Here is a 16,696-nt window from a genome sequence, read left to right as displayed (position 1 = left end):
GGCGAATTTCCGCAGGGCGTCGCCATGCCCTTGTGGCCTACTTTCGTTGCACGGCCGGCAGCGTGAGCCACTCCGAGATCGACCAGACATGATCGGTCAGTCCCGCCGCCATCGCCGGAGTCCTCCGTCGCCACCTCCCGTCCTCGCCTCGGACCCCCAGGGTCCGCACTGGCCAGCAGAAGTTGTAGCTATACAGGGTGAAGTAGGTCACCGCCTGGTGGACCTCCCAGTCCTTGGAGAAGCAGTACGTCTTGCGGACCTTCCGGGCGTTGCAGTTGCGGTCCGTGCCGTTCTGCCGCTCCACGAACGACGTGTTGACCGACCGGCTCACCGCCGAGCGGGCCAACGCCCCCGCCACCTGCTCGGCCGTGCCGAAGACCGTCCGCATCTCCACCTCGACGACCCGCCCTCGCCTGCGGGTCTTGTGGACCGTCGCATACACCAGGCCCCCGGGCGGCACCCGGTACGGCTTGCGAGGGCGGCCCGGCCGCCCCGTGCGGGGCGGCGTGACCACCTCGCCATAGGCCCCGAGGATCGCCTCCCGGTACGGGGCGTACTCGTCGGTCGTGATCAACCCCATCATCCGGCCCCCGGTGCGTCTCCTGAACTCCCGCACCAGGCTCCCGACGTTGCCGGCCGTCCGCTTGCCGGGCACGACGGCGACGACCAGCCGGTGCTCCGGGTCGAACGCCACATGGTCCCAATGGTCGCCCTTGCGGGCGTCGGCCGGCTCGTCCGGCGAGCACCGCTTCTCCTTCTTGGCGACGAAGGCCCACTTCTCGTCGAACTGGGCCTCACGGGTACGGGGGGGAAACGGCGACCAGTTCGTCATGCAGGCCCCGGGCATGCCGCCCGGCCTTGCGGCTATAGCGGGCCACCGTCTCCCGGCTCACGCCGACCAGCCGGCCGGTCTTGCGGACGCCGCTGCCCTCGGCGATGTGGTGCAGCACCGAGACCGCCTTCTCGGCGGGCAGGTGCGAGCCGAAGAGCGGGGTGCCCTTGCGTTCGGAGAAGCGGGCCTTGCAGCATCGGCAGCGGAGCATGCGGCGGGCCTTGTCGGGGCAGTAGCGGCTGGTCACCGAGAGGTTTCCGGCCCCCCGCTTGCCGTGCTCGGGGCAGTCGGGATTCAGGCAGCAGAAACGGGACAGGTCGTCCATGGCAGGGACTCGACGGCAATATCGCACGGCGGCTGAACAGGGTGCATCACCCCCAGTCATAACAAGTCAGCCGTCAGCCCTGCAATGAAACCTGGCCACAAGGCGCCATGCCGGCGGAGCTGAATCCCTCCAGACAGATGCTGGACGAACACAGTCGATCGCACACGCCGCCCGACACCCGACAACCTGCCATTGATCGCCACAACCTTCTTGATTCCAGACGCTTGCGGTTCTCCCGGATGTCAGGCCAGCCATCCCTGGAACCCGACAACCTCGGGCGGTCGTCCTCAACTGCCGTCGAGATGTTGACGACCTTCGGGGAGGTTGTCGGGTACGAGCGAGAGGCCGTCCGACAACCTCTTTTGCCGCAACCCATACACCATTATGCACTTGCGACGAACGAACAGGGGTTGTCGGGTGTCGGGTCGTCAGCACAGAGGCAGGTCGCTCGTTTTGGCCGCCGTCATCTCGACCGATCGAGCTCGGATCCGGGACAAAGCCCCGTGATGAACCTCGGGCCGGATCGAGGCCTGCCGGGACATCGACAAGGACGAACGTGCTCCTTCGTCCATCCCAGGACACGCATCCACCGAGGCGATCGACGACCGGCCCGTCTTGCTGCCGGCTCTTACTTGCCCTGTCGGTCTGGCCAACATAGAGTAGTACCTGCCCACTTGATCCCGGATGCTTTCCCCCGGATCACACGTCGAGGGAGCGGCTTCTCCCGCAGTGCTACTGCTGCGATCGAATGATCGCGCTCGCCAGGAAGGTCAAGAGCCGCCACTTCCTCAACTTCGATCCGCGTCTGGGAGGCCCGGATTCCGTCGCCTCCATGGTCTACGAGGAGCAGATGACCTGCCGCTGGGGGTGATCTGCCAGGCCTGCTACTCGATTCTCGACAACGACAGCGGGATGGCGGAGGTCGGGGGGAAGGCCTTCACCATCGCCGGGGCGTCCCGCGGCGACAAGGCCGCCACGATCGACGAGGCGAAGTACCGCAGGTTCCGGCGCAAGGAGGCGGCCAGGCTCGGGCTGGATATGGACGACGACGAGGTCTGACGGGCGTCGGGGCCGGTGATCCAACGGGCCGGGCTGGTCTACCGAGCGAGGACCTCCCCCGCGGCTCAATCCCCCGCCGTTCAGGTCGCCTCCGCCGGCCATAGGAGCCGCCTTCTCGAAGCAGTCATCGCCCCTCGGGAACGCTCCTGACAGCTCGATTCGCCATGTCGACGAGCAGGGACTGGTTCCCAGAACCGGTTGCCTTGTGTCCAGAGTGAACATCGGGATAATTGGGGGCCGGCATCGTCCAGGCCACACCGGCGACCCGCCCTCAACGGTCGACGGGCGGGGGAGTCCGAGACCGAGCGGATGCCAGCGATGCCGCGGTTCTTCTCCTGCCCGTGGCGGCGTTGCTGCGGTGCCGGAGCCGGCGGGTCGGCGAACGTCTCGCCCCTATCCGGGCATCGCGTCGGAGTCGCAGGCGTGCCGGCACGAGGCGGGGCGGCCGGAGGCGGGCCCGTCCGGCGATCGTCCGTCGCAGTCCAGGAGCGGAGCTCAGCAAACGATGGGCAGCGTCTACCGCAAGCAGTTCACCAAGCCGTTGCCGCCCGGGGCCGAGGTCGTCGTCCGCAAGGGCGAGCGGCACGCCCGCTGGCGAGACGCCGCCGGCAAGCTCCGAACGGCGGTCGTGACGACCGGCCGCGACGGCACCGAGCGGATCCGGGTCGAGTCGGGCACCTACATCGCCAAGTACCGGGACGGCAACGGGCTGGTCGTCGAGGTACCGACCGGCTGCCGCGATCGGGATGCGGCGAAGCAGGTGCTCGCCGAGCTGGAGCGAAAGGCCGAGCGTATCCGCGCCGGGCTGATCACCCCGGCCGAGGCCAGGACCTCCGAGCACCTCGGCACGCCGGTCGGAGAGCACGTCGAGGCGTATCTGGCCAGCCTCGACGCGAGCGGGGCGACCGCCAAGCACGTCAAGGAGATGCGGCGCGTCCTGTCTACTGTGCTCGCAGGATGCGACTTCGGGACGCTCGCCGACCTCGACCGGACGCCGGTCGAGCAGTGGCTCGGCCTCAGGCGGAAGCAGGGGGCCTCGGCCCGGACGCGGAACGTGGACCTGACCGCCCTGCTCGCGTTCGCCAACTGGTGCGTCGCCTCCAGGCGCCTGACGGCGAACCCCTTCCAGGGCATCCCGAAGGCCGACGAGAAATCCGATCCCCGACGTCGTCGGAGGGCGATGACCGAGGACGAGCTGCGGCGGCTCCTCGACTCGGCCCGTCGTCGGCCCCTGGAGGATGCGCTCACCGTCCGCACGGGCAGGAGCAAGGGGCAGCGGCTCGCCAAGGTCCGGTCCGAGGTGCGTCAGCAGCTCGAGGCCCTGGGGCGGGAGCGGGCGCTGATCTACAAGACGCTGGTCCTCACCGGCCTGCGCAAGAACGAGCTCGCCTCGCTCACGGTCGCGCAGCTGAAGCTCGACGGCCCGATGCCCTTCCTGGAGCTCGACGCCGAGGACGAGAAGAGCCGGGAGGGCAACAGCGTCGTCGTGAGGGACGACCTCGCTGGCGACCTCCGCAAGTGGCTTGCCGATCGGCTCTCGCGACTGCAGGACGAAGCCCGCCGGGCCGGCGAGCCGATCCCGTCACGACTGCCCGGTGCCCTGCCGGTCTTCGAGGTTCCGGCCGGGCTGGTCCGCATCCTCGACCGCGACCTGAAGGCCGCCGGCATCCCCAAGCGCGACGAGCGGGGCCGGACGCTCGACGTTCACGCGCTGCGGACGACCTTCGGCACCCTGCTCAGCCGGGGCGGCGTGCCGCTGCGGACGGCCCAGGCCGCGATGAGGCACTCCGACCCGAGCCTGACGGCGAACATCTACACCGACCCGAAGCTACTGGACGTGCACGGGGCGCTGGACGCCCTCCCGGAGCTGCCGCTCGATTCGCTGCCCGGCGAGGGCCGGGAGGTGTTCCAATCCGTCGCCGCCAGTCGGTGCGACCCGACGCCGCTTGCACCGCCGCTTGCACCGACCCCCGGCAAAGGGATGCAAGCGGCGTCACTTCCTGACAAGATGACCACCACCGAACCGAAGCCAGACGAAACGTCCTCGACCGACGTAACCACTGAGGCTAGCAAGGAAAATGCAACGCTGACCAGCGTTGACAATGAGGTGGGGGAATGGAGACGACCGGGATCGAACCGGCAACCTCCTGCGTGCAAAGCAGGCGCTCTCCCAGTTGAGCTACGTCCCCGAGTCTGATCGAACCGATCGACTGCGGAGAGTCATTGTGACGGCAAGTCGCGGTCGTCGCAAGCCGGAACGGGAAACTCACGGGTGTGGGGAGAAAAGCCAGGATTCGCAGGCGAGGCGGGCACGGTTACGGGAGTCGAAGGGGGAGGCCCACCAGGTCAGGGGGAGGCCTTCGGGGAGGGCCTGGGCCTCGAGCCACTGCGAGATCATCGTCGGGGAGGGACTGACGAGAACACCCCGACGGATGTAACCCTGGGCGGTCGGTTGTTCGAATCGGACGGCATAGAAGGGCACCCGCTCATACCGGAGCGAGGCCAGATGGCGATCAACCCGGCGGGCGAGGGATCGGGCGGACTGGCCGAAGGCGGTGGTGAACCCCTTGAAGTGCTGCTCGGACGTCCGGGGCTCGAGTGGCGGGAACTGGGCCAGGGCGAGCAGGTATGACCTGAATTCGTCGGGGTGGTTGTGGGCGAGGTAGTGGGTCAGGCTCCAGGCCAGGGCGTAGTCGGTCGGAGAAAGGTCGGTGCGGAGCATCAGGTGGGCGACCCAGGGTTTCTCCGGGCCGAGTTGCGTCCACGAGGGGGAGGCGAGGCCGGGGCCTGGACCTCGGAGGTGCGTGAGCAAGGCGGCCGGATCCTGCAGGTCGATGAGCGTCGCCATGTGGAAGGGATTGACCCGGCCGAAGTTGCGTCGGCCGTAATCGCCCCGGCAAGGGGAGCCATGCGGCTGGTCATCGGGGAGGGCCGTCGGGGCGTAATACTCGGCGAGCCCCTCGACGAGCCACGCCGGCCAGCTGGCCAGTCGGGGCTGGACGCCCACGTTTTGGAGGATCTGGTGGACCCCTTCGTGGGCGATCGTCTGAGGGCGACGGAGGGCGGTAAGCTCGGGGGCGCGGAGATCCTGGGCGGAATGCTCGTACAGGATGATCCGGTTGGTCGTGATCTCGTAGTACGCCCGGACGTCCCGATCGACCGGGCGGTATTCCCGGAAGGCGTCCTCATCGCGGAAGATGATGGCGACGAGGGGGAACTCGGGCTCGACGACGGGGAGGCCCCCGTCGTCGAGGCATTCGATCAGGTCGTGGAAGAGACCTTGAAGCAACTCGGCCGCGTCCCGGGCGAAGGACTCGCTCCCCTGCGTGAGCACGAGGTAGGGTTCGCGCTCGATGGCCCGAAAGCCCTGGAAGCGGCCCGAACGCAACGCGTGTCCGAGCTGTCGAGGGGTCCAGGGCCGGAACGGCCGGTCGGTCGGCACCTCGCCCTCGGGCCATCCGAGGGATCCGTCCGGCAGGATCACGACCGGGCCGCTCGGGGCCCTCGCATAGAGGCGGCTGACGAGCACCCGACCCGCGTCATCGCCGACGAGGAGTCTCGGGGCATCGGGCCCGCCGGCCGGTCCGATCGGGACGATCGGCGACCCGTTGCCGGCGACCGGCGCGGGAGCCGGTGACGGCTGGTATTCGAGGGGGACGGGGAGGTGTGGCAGGGCGTCGAGCCCCTGGACATCGGGGATCGTGGCCGGTTCGATCGCCCGGATCGGCTGGTGGGGCGGCACCGGGGGTGCCTGGACGGTCGGGGCCGCCAGGCCCGCCCCCGAGGCCTCCTCGACGACCGGAGGGGGGACCTGCTGCTGCTCCTCGATCGGTTCGGGCCTGGGACGGGCGCGATGGAGGACGGGCCGATCCCCTGCACTCTCGAGCTGCCTGGGGCGCCGACGATCCGGGATGTTCCGCACCCGAAGCGAGGGGCCGTCGCGACGATCGACCCGCTCGGCCATCTGCGGGGGGCCGTCGATCAGCCCCGGCGCGATGGTGTCGTGCCAGGCGTGGAAGGCGGTGATGCCCATCACCGCGGTCAGCGTCGAAAGCAGCCCGGCCTCCCGAAGCCCACGGAGACGGGCGGAACGCCTCAGGGCCCTGGGGTCGAATGGGCAGGGGTCTTCGGGCATGGTGTCCGTTCGGGGAGGCTCGGCGGCCGTCGAGGTGCCCATGCCCGTGCCGGTGGGCCAGGGCGACTCCTCCGGCTGCCGGGGATCGGGCCGGTGGGCATCGGGGACGAGGATCAAGTCCTTCTCGCAGCTCATCGACGCCGCATCCTCCGCGAGCGTTCCCGGGGGCCGCCCGGTCCCGCTTCCGAGATCATCCCAGCTTAACGGGCTCCCTCCCCGGAAGGAACCCATACGTCCGTACCCACTGGTTCTTCGTCCTGCGGGCGGGTTGGGATCGGTCGGATTGTCAAGGAACGAGGGGGCGGTCGGGTCGGGCCCGGATCCCGACTCCTGCGGTGAGCCCTCCCGAGGGCTCAGGCCGGCGCGCCTCGGGAGAGGACTCGCACCCGGAAGCCCAGGGCCCGGCCCAGGGCGATCAGTTCGCCGAAGATGTCCCCATACGCCACGGCGACGTGATTGCTCATGTAGTGGGCCATGATCGTTTCCATCGAACAGCCGAGGTCGGCGGCCATGAACGGCCACTGCCGGGTGGTGCCGCGCCACCAGGACTCCCGGACGTCCTCCGGCAGCTCGACCGACTCGCCCCGGCCGACGTCGAGCACCGGCTGGCCGTGTCGGTCGAGCCAGGCGCGAGACCAGGTGATCTTGCCCGGCAGGCTGACCCCGGCGAAGGTGCCCCCCGGGACCGGGAAGTAGCCGCCGGGCTGCCGATAGCTGTGGACGCCGGCCAGGGAATCGACGTCGTGATTGAAGGCGAACGCCGAGCAGCTGCCGGAGTTGAGCAGGACCCAGAGGAATCGGCCCTCGTGGCGGGCCCCCCAGCGGACGTCGTGGAACATGACGGCGCCGGGGAGCCCCTTGGCTTCCAGGAGCCGTTTCATCAGCTCCATCGGCAGGAGGTTCCCCTGATCGGCCTCGGTGGCGGTGATCAGCGGGCTCCCGTCCCCCTCGGGGCGGGCGTGCGAGTTGAACAGCCCCTCGGCGAAGTCGCTCGGGGGCAACAATTTGAGGAGGCCGAGCTGATACTGCCAGCCCAGGCAATCGGCCTTGAACTCCCGCATCAGGTCGAGCACGGCGAGGTAGCCCCGGAGCTGCTCCCTGGTGGCGTCCTCGGTGAAGTCCCGGGCATCCTCCTCCCCCCAGTGGAAGGCAACGCCTCGGTCCCGGACGAACCGGAATGCGTCGTCGACCCGGCGGTCGGGGATGAGGCCAACGCGCTCGACGAGCCAGGCCTGGTCGACCTTGTGCTCGCTGAAGCCGAGCGGGGCGAGCACCCGGGGGCCGAAGTAGCCGTTGATCATGCCCATCGAGGTGTCGCCCAGCATGAGGGCGAGCACCCTCCGGCGTCGGATGCCGTCCAGCACCCGTTGGGCGGCTTGCTCGGCCTCCCCGGAAACGGAGCACTGGTCGTGCAGCTCGGAATCGTCGTGGTCGATCCGGCCGGTGTCGCACCACCGGGCCAGGCGGTCCATGAACGGGGCGTCGGCGGTCCAGTCCTCGGCGTCGGACCAGATCCGGGAGGCGTGTCGGCCGACGCTCTCCAGCGAGGCCGCCGTGTTCAGCAAGGCGACCAGGCCGGGCCAGGTCCCCGAGAAGTTCGAGGCCAGCAGGAGCGGGTTCGACTCGCCCACCACACCGTCGACCGTGTGGGGCGCGTAGGCCCAGTGGACGAACAGGCCGATCATCGGGTCGTCGATCGACCCGAGCCGGTCGATTGCCTCATCGGGTCGGGTCAGGGGGCCCTCGACGGGATACGGCTCCCTCCCCAGCTTCCGGAGCGCCGCGTCGAGCCGGGCATGGGCCTGCTCGAACTGCGGCCTGGCCCACTCATTCGGCTTGGACCGATAATCCCCCGGCCAGAATATGGCGACCTTGCGTGACATCTGCCGACTCCCCCCGAGGACCGCCGGTGAGCCCGGGACGCCCGGTTGGCCCACCCCGCCCGATCTTGCCACACCACGTCGACCGCCGCCATCCCCCTCTCGCGCGGCCGGATGGACCTAGCAGTGCGAGGTCCGGTGCGCTTCGGTGCGCGCAGCTGGATCGCCTTAAATCATAATCCTGAAAAGGATTGCAAGATTCGAAATGGGTTCGCTCCGTCGTCCCGGCCGGACCGCCCCGGCGGTCCTCGGCGTCGCCGGGTGTTCGGTACGTCCCGGAGGAGGCCTGTTCGGACGGTGCGCCCGGGGATGGCCCGCTGGGGCGATCGAAAGTTCCTTCTGGTAAAGGATTTGTGTGAATCAGTCTTGTTTGGTTTCGGTGAAGTGTCGGGATGTCGGACATCCCGATCGGACCGTCGGGCTTCGGGGCGAGCACGAGCGACGTCGAAGGCGGCGGAGCAGAGGACATTCGGTTCGATCTCTTCGCTGCCGGGTGATCGTAATGCGTCTCCTGGGCCGCCTGGTGCGCACCATAAACCCGACCGAGATCGAACGAATGTCTTGTTCCGATTGTGGTTTGCGGTGATGAGGTGTTGCTCGTTTCGGGAGATCGCGGGGGGTGAACGCCGCCCGCGGAACGCAGGGCACCGAGCTTCGCCGAATGTGTGAACGGATGGTCTCTCGTGATTCAAAATTGCGTCCGTCGGAGGTAGATTTGGTCGGCGTCGCGAGCCAATTAGAAGCCATGGACTGCTTGTGGTCATTAATGGATTTTTCGTGGGCACCGCGGAGGGTCCGGAGACTGTGCGCGGCGCATCTCCGAGGGATCCTCCCGACAACAAGATCGTGGGAATCCGGAATCCTGCCCACACAATTTCAGGAAGGTGTTCGGGACCACCGGCGGACGCGTCGCCCCGGGAACTGCCTCGGATCGGATCGCTTATGACAGTGCCGGACAGAGCGTGAAATGCTCTGTCTGACTGAGAATAGAGTTGAAAAGCTTTGTATTACAGAAAAAATTGGCGGAAATCGTAGGCAAACTCTATGTGGTGCGCCTATATTGATTGCGAATCAGGTTGGATCGGCAACGAACTGTATCTGGTTGGGTTATCCCTCGGACGGAGAGAATTGAGATGGCTCGTGTGACGATCACCATCGAAGGGGAAGCACAGGAAATCCGCCGGACCCTACGGAAGTTGCTGGGGCCGATGGGCATGGGCCCCGGCCCTCGGCGGGACCGCGCGAATGAACGAGGAGGGCCGGGGACGCACGGGCCCCGGGAGCCCTGGTCGCCGGAGGAGCTGACCCAGGTCTGGAACGAGATCACCGTCGGGGCGCGTCGGGTGCTGACGGAAATCGCCGGGAGGGCGGAAGGGTATCCGAGCGGGGAATTGCAGAAGTCGCTGGGGATGGACGGGAAGGCGATCGGCGGGACGCTCAGCTCGGTCGGCGTGGCCTCCCGGAGATTCGGGGCTCGGCCGCCGATCTACAAGTTCCGGTGGGATGAATATCGGATGCCCCCGCCGGTGGCGGAGGTGGTCCACCTGCTCTCGCAGGGGAAGTGACCTGGGGCGTGCCGACCGCCCAGGAAGGGTCCCGGGCGGTCGGGGGCCGATCGGAATGGGCTCCGGCCGTCACTTCAAGGGGCTGAACGGGGTGGGGATGAGGAAGGTGCGCTCCACCTTGGCGGCGAGCGGGACGCCGTCGGCCTGGCTCTCGTCTCGGGCCTTAATCCAAACCGGGTCAGTGCGGAACGACTCCCAGGAGTTGAGGGCCTGGACATGACTCGGGTGGGCGAGGAAATAGACGAGCAACTCACCCGCCCCCGTGTCCTGCTCGAGGGGGACGGTATAGATCAGGTTCGTCATGCCGTGCTTGTCGAACAGCTCCATCGTGTGATCGCGGAACCGGGCGTTCAGCGCGTCCAGCTTCCCGGGGCTCGCGGTGTAGCGGCGCAGCTCGAAGAGACGGGTCTCGTCGCCCTGGTCGGTCTCGGCCTCGTCCTCGCCCCCGGTCGGGTCAGGCGCCGGGAGGGTGGGTGAGAAGTCGGTCGGTTTGACGTAGACGGCCTCGACCCCGGTCACGACCTGGCCGTGCTCCTCCCCCTCGGCCTCGAACGCCTCGACCCATTTCGGGTCGGCCGAGAAGGCCTCCCAGGCGGCCTCGGCCGCCTCGGGGCCGGGGAAGGAGACGAGGTAGACGAGGCGGTCGCCCCCCTCGTCGGATTCGTGGGGGGTCCAGGCGCCGACGAGGGTGATGCCGTGGGCCTCGAACAGGGGCAGGTTGACCCGGCCGAACCGCTCGACCAGCACGTCGAGCTTCTCGGGGGCGGTGGTATAGGTGCGGAGTTGGTAGATCGTCGATGGGTCGTCGGTCCCCCGCGCCCCGTGTGCGGGGCCGAGGGCGAGGGCCGCGAGGGTGAGGGCGGCCGTCGAGGCGATGCGGTTCATGGCGTGAAGCTCCCCGGTGGAATTGAGACCCGAGCCCGTTCTATCCGGCACGACGAGGCGGGGTCAAGCGGGGGGGACCGGAGAGGGGGCGGGCCGCTGAACGAGGACGACCCCGGCGGGGGGGACCCGCCAGGGTCACAAGGAGCGGTGGACCGGCCGAGGGGCGGTGGGGGATCACGCGCTGGGATCGACGGGGGGGGCACCGCGGAGCCGGGGGCGTTCCGGCGTATCCTGGGGCTGGGGCTGCTCGCCGGGGGCGGGCGGGTTGCCGGAACCGATGCCGAGCTGGTCCCAGTCGAACCCCTCGAAGACGCCCGACGGGTTGCCGGCGTACCCCGACTCCTGCTGCTGGGCCGAGGAACCGGGGCTCCGATCGCCGTACTGCGCGGCGATGTCGTCCCGGGCCTGGGCCATCATGGGATAGATCGTGTCGGAGTAGAGGGCCTTCTCCTCCGGGGAATCGGCGACGCCGAACTGGAGGTTGAAGGATCTCATGAAGTTCAGCAGGTTAGGCAGGCTGACCTGCTCGACCTGCTTGGCCTCGTCGAGCACGTCCTTCACGTCGGGCTGCTGGAGCATGGCGACCATGGCGGCCTGGGCCTTGAGGTGGCGGAGGGACTCGGCGGCGACGGGGCCCTCGAGGTCGGCCATCGTGATGGTCTGGTACATCTCGCCGAGGATCTGCCGGGCCTCGGCGACCTGTTCATCCGGGACCGGCTCTCCCGCGGGGATCTGGAGTATTTGCTCGACGACCTGATCGTACCGGTCCCGGAGCGGGGCGAGGGCGTCGGCCCGGAGGGCGGACGGCCAACCTTCCCCCTCGTGGGAGAGGCGCTGCATCGAGACGGCCGCGCCCTTGTGCGTGAACATGAACGGGATCTGCGAGACGACCGATCCGGGGATCGACTGCCCGCCGGCCGCGTCATTGAGCACGGAGTCGGGGATCGACGGGTCGTCGAGCTGGAGGAGGATGGCGTTCAGGGCCGAGCCGGACTCGATCTCCTGGCGGCTGGGCTGGTTGAGCCGCTGATCCCGGAGCTCCCGGCGGGCGCGGTCCTCGGCCGCGTCGTCGATCGCCTCCTCACGCTGGTAGCGTTGGCGGTCGAGCATCCGGGAGCGGTACATGTACTCGTTCAGCTCGGCCCAGGTCTCGGCGTTGACGGCGCTGGCCCTGGCGGAGAGGAGGTCGCCGGCGCCGAGGCCCCGGGCGAAGGCGCCCATCCCCATCGCCGCCCGGCCGAACGGCGTGGCCGCGGAGCCCCAGCCGCCCCAGCCGTATCCGCCGTAGGCGCCGCCCGGCGCGACGGCGCCGCCCGGTGCGACGACCTGACCGCGTGCCTCGGCCGCGACGGCGGAGATCAGCAGGGCCAGGGCGGGCACGGTCCATCTCGTGAGTTTCCCGGATCGGCCGATCGGGTTTGCCTGACGCACGTCCATGAGTCTCACCTCTCGCTACGATTCGTGTGTGGGGTCCTCCGGAGGCAGCCGCTCGGTGACCGTCTCTCGGACTCTGGGGCGTAAGTTCTGCAAGTACGATGCCATCCGCAGATGGGTATGCGCCCAAGAATGAGCAATCGACGGTATGAGAGATGCAACGAGTTCGAGCGACCAGCCGCGAGGCCCCGGACGTCCGGGGCCTCGCGGCCCGGTGAGACCACGACGGGCGGCATGCGTGCCCGATCGCGACACGAGAAGAAGACCAGGAGACGAGACGATGACATACTTGCTGAAGCCCAGCCTCCCCGCGATGGCCCTCGGGCTCATGCTCTCAGGCGTCGCGTCGGCCCAGGACGCGGGGCAGGCGGCCGATGACCTCAACGTCGTCCGCCGGGTCAGCGAGATCCTCGGGGGCGAGGCCCGAGGACCCGGCGAGGAAGGGCGGATCGCCGCGATCAGCGACCTGATCATGGATGGCCAGGGGGTCCCGCGTTACATCCTGCTCAGCCGGGGTGGCGTGGCCGGCGTCGGCGGCGAGAAGATCGCGGTGCCCTACGGCGTCGGCCAGCTCGTTTACATCGAGGACGGCGGCTGGCGGCTGATCCTGGAAATGACGGGCGAGCAGCTCGACCAGGCGCCAACCCTGGAGGAGGGGTCGCTGGACCAGCTCCGAGACTCGAACTGGCTCTCGGCCAACCGGCAGTTCTTCAACGCCGATCAGGTCGGTAACGAGGCCGGGACCGACGACGAGTCGTTCCTCTTCCGCGCCAGCGCCCTGAAGGGGGCCCAGGTCCGCGGCACCGGGGGCGAGGAGTCGATCGCCAACGTCGACGATGTCCTGCTCGGCGCCGATGATCGCGCCTCGTACGCGATCCTCGGATATGGTGGCGTCGCCGGACTGGGCAAGGACCAGGTGCCGGTGCCCTTCCGGATGCTTTCGCTCGACGCCGAGATGGAGGACGACCGTTATGTCCTGGTCGTGGCCATCGACGCGACCAAGGAGCGGCTCCAAAGCGAGCTGGCGCCGAAGCTCGAGGGCGAGTATAACCGGATGCTCGACCCGACCTTCCTCGACCGCATCACGGAGTATTTCGGCGGGACCGAGGACGGCCCGGGGGCCATCGAGGCGGCCCCGAACTCCCTGAATCGGTGACGTAATCAATGACCCGGCTCCGCCGATCGCCCCGAGGACTCGGAGCGTCGGTCGGGGGCCGGGGGTGCCCGACCCGCCCGAGATATCCCCGTCGTTGAGGAGGAGCGATCCGATGCGTGCTCGATGGGCTTCGGGTTTCGTGTCCGTGGCGGCGGTGGTCCTGATGCCCTCCTCGGCGTCGGCGGCCTTGCAGGAGCAAGGCCAGGGGCCGACGAAGCTCGACGAGGTCCGTCGGGCCAGCTTGATCCTCGGTGCCGAGGTCCTTGGACCCGGGAACGAGCGGGGTCTCGGCACCGTCGAGGACCTGATCATGGACGAGCGCGGGGTGATCCGCTTCGTGCTGATCTCGAGGGGGGACCTCCCCGGGATGGTCGAGGATCGGGTCCCCGTCCCGGCCGGGCAGGCGACCTTCAGCCGGATCGACGAGACCCGATGGCAGGTCCATCTCGGGGTGCCGGGAGATCGCCTGGACGAGGCGCCGAAACTGGGCGAGGACCCGGTCGGCGTGCTCGCCCAGGACGAACGGCGGTCGGCCATCGACTCGCATTTCGCCCAGGACGAAGGCGGGGTCGTCGAACGGCCTCCCGGAGAGCCGGGCGGCCGTTCGCTGGCCCGAATGAGCCGCCTCCTCGGGGCGGAGGTCGGCGCGGCAGGGGGCGGGGCGGAGGACCCGGTCGCGGCCGTCGAGGATTTGCTGATCGACGCCGAGGGGCGGATCGTCTACGCGGTGCTCGATCGGGCTGGCGCGACGGGTCCCGGAAAGTCGATGATCCCCGTCCCGGCCGGGAAGCTCAGGATCGTCCCCGATTCGACGGGCGAGATGGTCGAGGTCCGATCCGCCCTGGGGTCAGCCCACCTCGATCGGGCCCCGAGCCTGGACGGGGAATGGAACAAGATGCTCAACGGGAGCTTCGTCGCGGGGGTGACCAATTGCTTCGCAGATGTCCCGTCGCTGGGCGAGGCCCCATAATCGGCATCCGAATCCGCCCCGATCCCCTCCCGAGTCGCTGAAGCGTTGCGGGAGGGGATCGTCGGCAATCAGGAGCAGCCGATGCCGGAGTAGGTGAAGCCCAGTTCGGTCATCCGCTCGGGGTCGTAGAGATTCCTGCCGTCGAAGACGACGGGCTGGCGGAGCAGCCGCCGCATGATCTCGAAGTCGGGGTTGCGGAACTCGTTCCACTCGGTGACGATCGCCAGGGCGTCGGCCTGTTCGAGGCAGCCGTAGGGGCGGTCGCAGAAGGTGACGCGGTCGCCGTAGATTTCCCGGACGTTGGGCATGGCCTCGGGGTCGTGGCAGCGGACCGTGGCGCCGGCGGCGAGCATGGCGTCGATGAGCACCAGGGCCGGGGCTTCCCGGATGTCGTCGGTCTTGGGCTTGAAGGCCAGGCCCCAGAGGGCGATCGTCTTGCCCTTGAGCCCCTCGAGGCCGCCGAAGTGCTCGGTGATCTTCCGGGGCAGGACGGCCTTCTGGGACTCGTTGACCTCGTCGACCGCCTCCATCATCCGGCTGGTCATGTCCTTCGACCTGGCCATGTGGATCATGGCCCGTACGTCCTTGGGGAAGCAGCTACCGCCGTAGCCGACCCCGGGGAAGAGGAAGTGGAAGCCGATCCGCTGGTCGTGGCCGATGCCCCTGCGGACGTCGTTGATGTCGGCCTTGTACGACTCGCAGAGGTTGGCCATCTCGTTGATGAAGCTGATCTTCACCGCGAGCATGCAGTTGGCCACATACTTGGTCATCTCGGCCGATTCGGGCGACATGACCAGGAACGGCCGATCGGTGCGGAGGAACGGGGCGTACAGCTCGTGGAGCTTCTCGGCGACCTCGGGACTGCGGACGCCGACGACGACGCGGTCGGGCTTGCTGAAGTCGTCGATCGCGGCCCCTTCCTTCAGGAACTCGGGGTTGCTGGCGACGTGGAAGGGGACGTCGGTGAGCAGCGACATGCGCCGGGCCAGCTCGGCGTTGGTGCCGACCGGGACCGTGCTCTTGATGACGATGGTCTTGGGATGGTCGCGGTCGCTGAGGTGCTTGGCGAGCTGCTCCCCGACGGCCCAGACGCCGCTGAGGTTGGCCCCCCCGTCGTCCCCCTGGGGGGTGCCGACGGCGATGAAGATCAGCTCGGCGTCGGCGATCCCCTCGGCCAGGTCGGTCGTGAACTTCAGGCGGCCGTCCTTCGCGTTGCGGTGGACCAGCTCGGCCAGGCCGGGCTCGTAGATGGGGATCTCGCCCCGGAGCAGTCCGGCGATCTTCTCCTCGAGCTTGTCGACGCAAACGACGTCGTTGCCGCTGTCGGCCAGGCAGGTGCCCTGGACCAACCCGACATACCCGGTGCCGATGACGGCGATCTTCACGGCGATCCGTCCTCAAGGTGCTGTGGAGCGGGGGGATGCTCCGGGTAGATCGAACTCGGCCCGCCCGATCGGCGGCACCAGCCGGCGGAGGTCATGGGATCTACCCCGGGAAGGAGTCTCACCCGAGGCAGCCCCTCGATCCGGGCCGTCTTTCCTCTGGCCCGTCGGACCAGGATCCCCCCATCGACAGGGGAAAGACGGCATTATCCGCCGTGCTCTACGATCCGACAACCCCGGTTGTGTCGCGCCGGGGCCGGCGTCGAGGGCCGGCTCGAACCCGATCGGGCGGGTCTCGGTCATCGGGGATCAGGATCGTCGATCCCGGGGGACTCCGCCGCGACCTCGAGGGCGGCGAGCATCGCCGCGCGGACGGCCTCGGGCCCCTCGAGTCGCCAGCGGTCGAGCCACCGGGGACCGGACCAGTCGCGGAGGAGCCGCCTCCGGTCTTGCTCGACGGGCACCCGGGCCCTGACCGTCCGGCGGAGTTCCGTCAGCAGGGCCCCGAGGCCGCCGGCCTCGGCGCCGATCGCCCGAGAGGCGCGGTCGCGGAGCGTCGCGGCCAGCGCTGGTCCGGCCCCGGAGGTGGAGACGGCCAGCAGGATCGGGCCGTCCCGCCAGACGGCGGGGAGGGTGAAATCCCCGGAACCGGGATCGCTGGCTGCGTTGACGAGAACCCCGAGGCGGGTTGCGTCGGCGACGACCCGGCGATTGACCTCCGGCGGGGCGGAGGCGAAGGCGAGCGTCGCCCCGAGGAGGTGCTCGGCCCGATAGGGTTGGGCGACGACGGCGATGCCGGGGATGGGTACAGGTCCCGGGCCGACCGGGTCCACGCCGAGGACCTCGGCCCCCGCATCGACCAGCCCGGCGGCCTTCCTCCGACCGACCGTCCCCAGGCCGACGACCACGGCCCGACGGCCGGCCAGATCCAGGACGATGGGATATCCGGTCATGCGTGCACACCCGATTCCGGGGCTCGGGCTCGGGCAAGGAAACACCCCCGCACCGGACCCGACCGATGCCGGAATACCGGCGACGGGGCGGGGCGTCAAGGCGTCTGGTTCACCTCGGTA

13 protein-coding genes, 1 tRNA gene and 1 pseudogene are annotated in these 16,696 nt (G+C 68.9%); 6 read left to right on the top strand and 9 right to left on the bottom strand.

Annotated features, from left to right (window positions below; genetic code table 11):
* Positions 1–37: 37 nt before the first annotated feature.
* The gene (locus ElP_RS25980; protein WP_197446375.1) at positions 38–832 is read right to left on the bottom strand and encodes a hypothetical protein; all 795 of its coding nucleotides are present in this window, start codon (positions 830–832) and stop codon (positions 38–40) included.
* Positions 795–1,157: a hypothetical protein gene (locus ElP_RS25975; RefSeq protein WP_197446374.1), complete on the bottom strand. Its 363-nt coding sequence runs from the start codon at positions 1,155–1,157 to the stop codon at positions 795–797. The genes ElP_RS25980 and ElP_RS25975 overlap by 38 nt, the downstream gene beginning before the upstream one ends.
* 748 nt (positions 1,158–1,905) lie before the next feature.
* Between ElP_RS25975 and ElP_RS40775 the strand changes: the two genes are divergently transcribed.
* The 3 genes and pseudogenes from ElP_RS40775 to ElP_RS41355 all read left to right on the top strand — a co-directional run.
* Entirely contained in the window at positions 1,906–2,028 is a 123-nt protein-coding gene (locus ElP_RS40775) for a hypothetical protein (protein ID WP_261344382.1), read from the top strand.
* Positions 2,025–2,216 (top strand): hypothetical protein, encoded by a 192-nt coding sequence (locus ElP_RS25970; protein ID WP_145275125.1) that lies wholly within the window; start codon positions 2,025–2,027, stop codon positions 2,214–2,216. Before ElP_RS40775 ends, ElP_RS25970 begins: the two co-directional genes overlap by 4 nt.
* 505 nt (positions 2,217–2,721) lie before the next feature.
* Positions 2,722–3,981: pseudogene (locus ElP_RS41355) on the top strand (tyrosine-type recombinase/integrase); the annotation flags it as partial.
* A gap of 351 nt (positions 3,982–4,332) precedes the next feature.
* Here the strand turns inward: ElP_RS41355 and ElP_RS25960 are convergent.
* The 3 genes from ElP_RS25960 to ElP_RS25950 all read right to left on the bottom strand — a co-directional run bounded on the left by ElP_RS25960 (position 4,333) and on the right by ElP_RS25950 (position 8,234).
* Positions 4,333–4,405, bottom strand: a tRNA-Ala gene (locus ElP_RS25960).
* Between the two features lie 77 nt (positions 4,406–4,482).
* Positions 4,483–6,486, bottom strand: a complete 2,004-nt coding sequence (locus ElP_RS25955; RefSeq protein WP_197446373.1) for a DUF1570 domain-containing protein — start codon at positions 6,484–6,486, stop codon at positions 4,483–4,485.
* 218 nt (positions 6,487–6,704) lie between these two features.
* Positions 6,705–8,234 (bottom strand): fucose isomerase, encoded by a 1,530-nt coding sequence (locus ElP_RS25950; RefSeq protein ID WP_145275119.1) that lies wholly within the window; start codon positions 8,232–8,234, stop codon positions 6,705–6,707.
* Positions 8,235–9,364: 1,130 nt separating this feature from the next.
* On the opposite strand from ElP_RS25950, the gene ElP_RS25945 reads away from it, so the two are divergent.
* Positions 9,365–9,796, top strand: a complete 432-nt coding sequence (locus ElP_RS25945) for a hypothetical protein (RefSeq protein WP_145275116.1) — start codon at positions 9,365–9,367, stop codon at positions 9,794–9,796.
* Positions 9,797–9,865: 69 nt separating this feature from the next.
* On the opposite strand, the gene ElP_RS25940 is transcribed toward ElP_RS25945, so the two are convergent.
* Entirely contained in the window at positions 9,866–10,681 is an 816-nt protein-coding gene (locus ElP_RS25940) for an NIPSNAP family protein (protein WP_145275113.1), read from the bottom strand.
* 174 nt (positions 10,682–10,855) lie between these two features.
* On the bottom strand, positions 10,856–12,061 hold the full coding sequence (locus tag ElP_RS25935; protein ID WP_145275110.1) for a hypothetical protein: 1,206 nt from the start codon (positions 12,059–12,061) through the stop codon (positions 10,856–10,858).
* 334 nt (positions 12,062–12,395) lie between these two features.
* Between ElP_RS25935 and ElP_RS25930 the strand changes: the two genes are divergently transcribed.
* Together ElP_RS25930 and ElP_RS25925 are read left to right on the top strand one after the other, a co-directional pair.
* The gene (locus tag ElP_RS25930) at positions 12,396–13,271 is read left to right on the top strand and encodes a PRC-barrel domain-containing protein (RefSeq protein ID WP_197446372.1); all 876 of its coding nucleotides are present in this window, start codon (positions 12,396–12,398) and stop codon (positions 13,269–13,271) included.
* A gap of 112 nt (positions 13,272–13,383) precedes the next feature.
* Positions 13,384–14,241, top strand: coding sequence for a PRC-barrel domain-containing protein (locus ElP_RS25925; protein ID WP_145275104.1), 858 nt, complete (start codon positions 13,384–13,386; stop codon positions 14,239–14,241).
* A gap of 68 nt (positions 14,242–14,309) precedes the next feature.
* Here the strand turns inward: ElP_RS25925 and ElP_RS25920 are convergent, their stop codons facing one another.
* Together ElP_RS25920 and ElP_RS25915 are read right to left on the bottom strand one after the other, a co-directional pair.
* Positions 14,310–15,626 carry a UDP-glucose dehydrogenase family protein gene (locus ElP_RS25920; RefSeq protein WP_145275101.1) on the bottom strand — a complete coding sequence of 439 codons (1,317 nt, stop codon included), beginning with the start codon at positions 15,624–15,626 and terminating at the stop codon, positions 14,310–14,312.
* Between the two features lie 296 nt (positions 15,627–15,922).
* Positions 15,923–16,576: a precorrin-2 dehydrogenase/sirohydrochlorin ferrochelatase family protein gene (locus tag ElP_RS25915; RefSeq protein WP_145275098.1), complete on the bottom strand. Its 654-nt coding sequence runs from the start codon at positions 16,574–16,576 to the stop codon at positions 15,923–15,925.
* Between the last annotated feature and the right edge of the window lie 120 nt (positions 16,577–16,696).

Source organism: Tautonia plasticadhaerens, from assembly GCF_007752535.1.
Classification (GTDB): Bacteria; Planctomycetota; Planctomycetia; order Isosphaerales; family Isosphaeraceae; genus Tautonia; species Tautonia plasticadhaerens.
The sequence above is the reverse complement of the archived record's forward strand: the minus strand, read 5'-3'. Positions and strand labels throughout refer to the sequence as shown.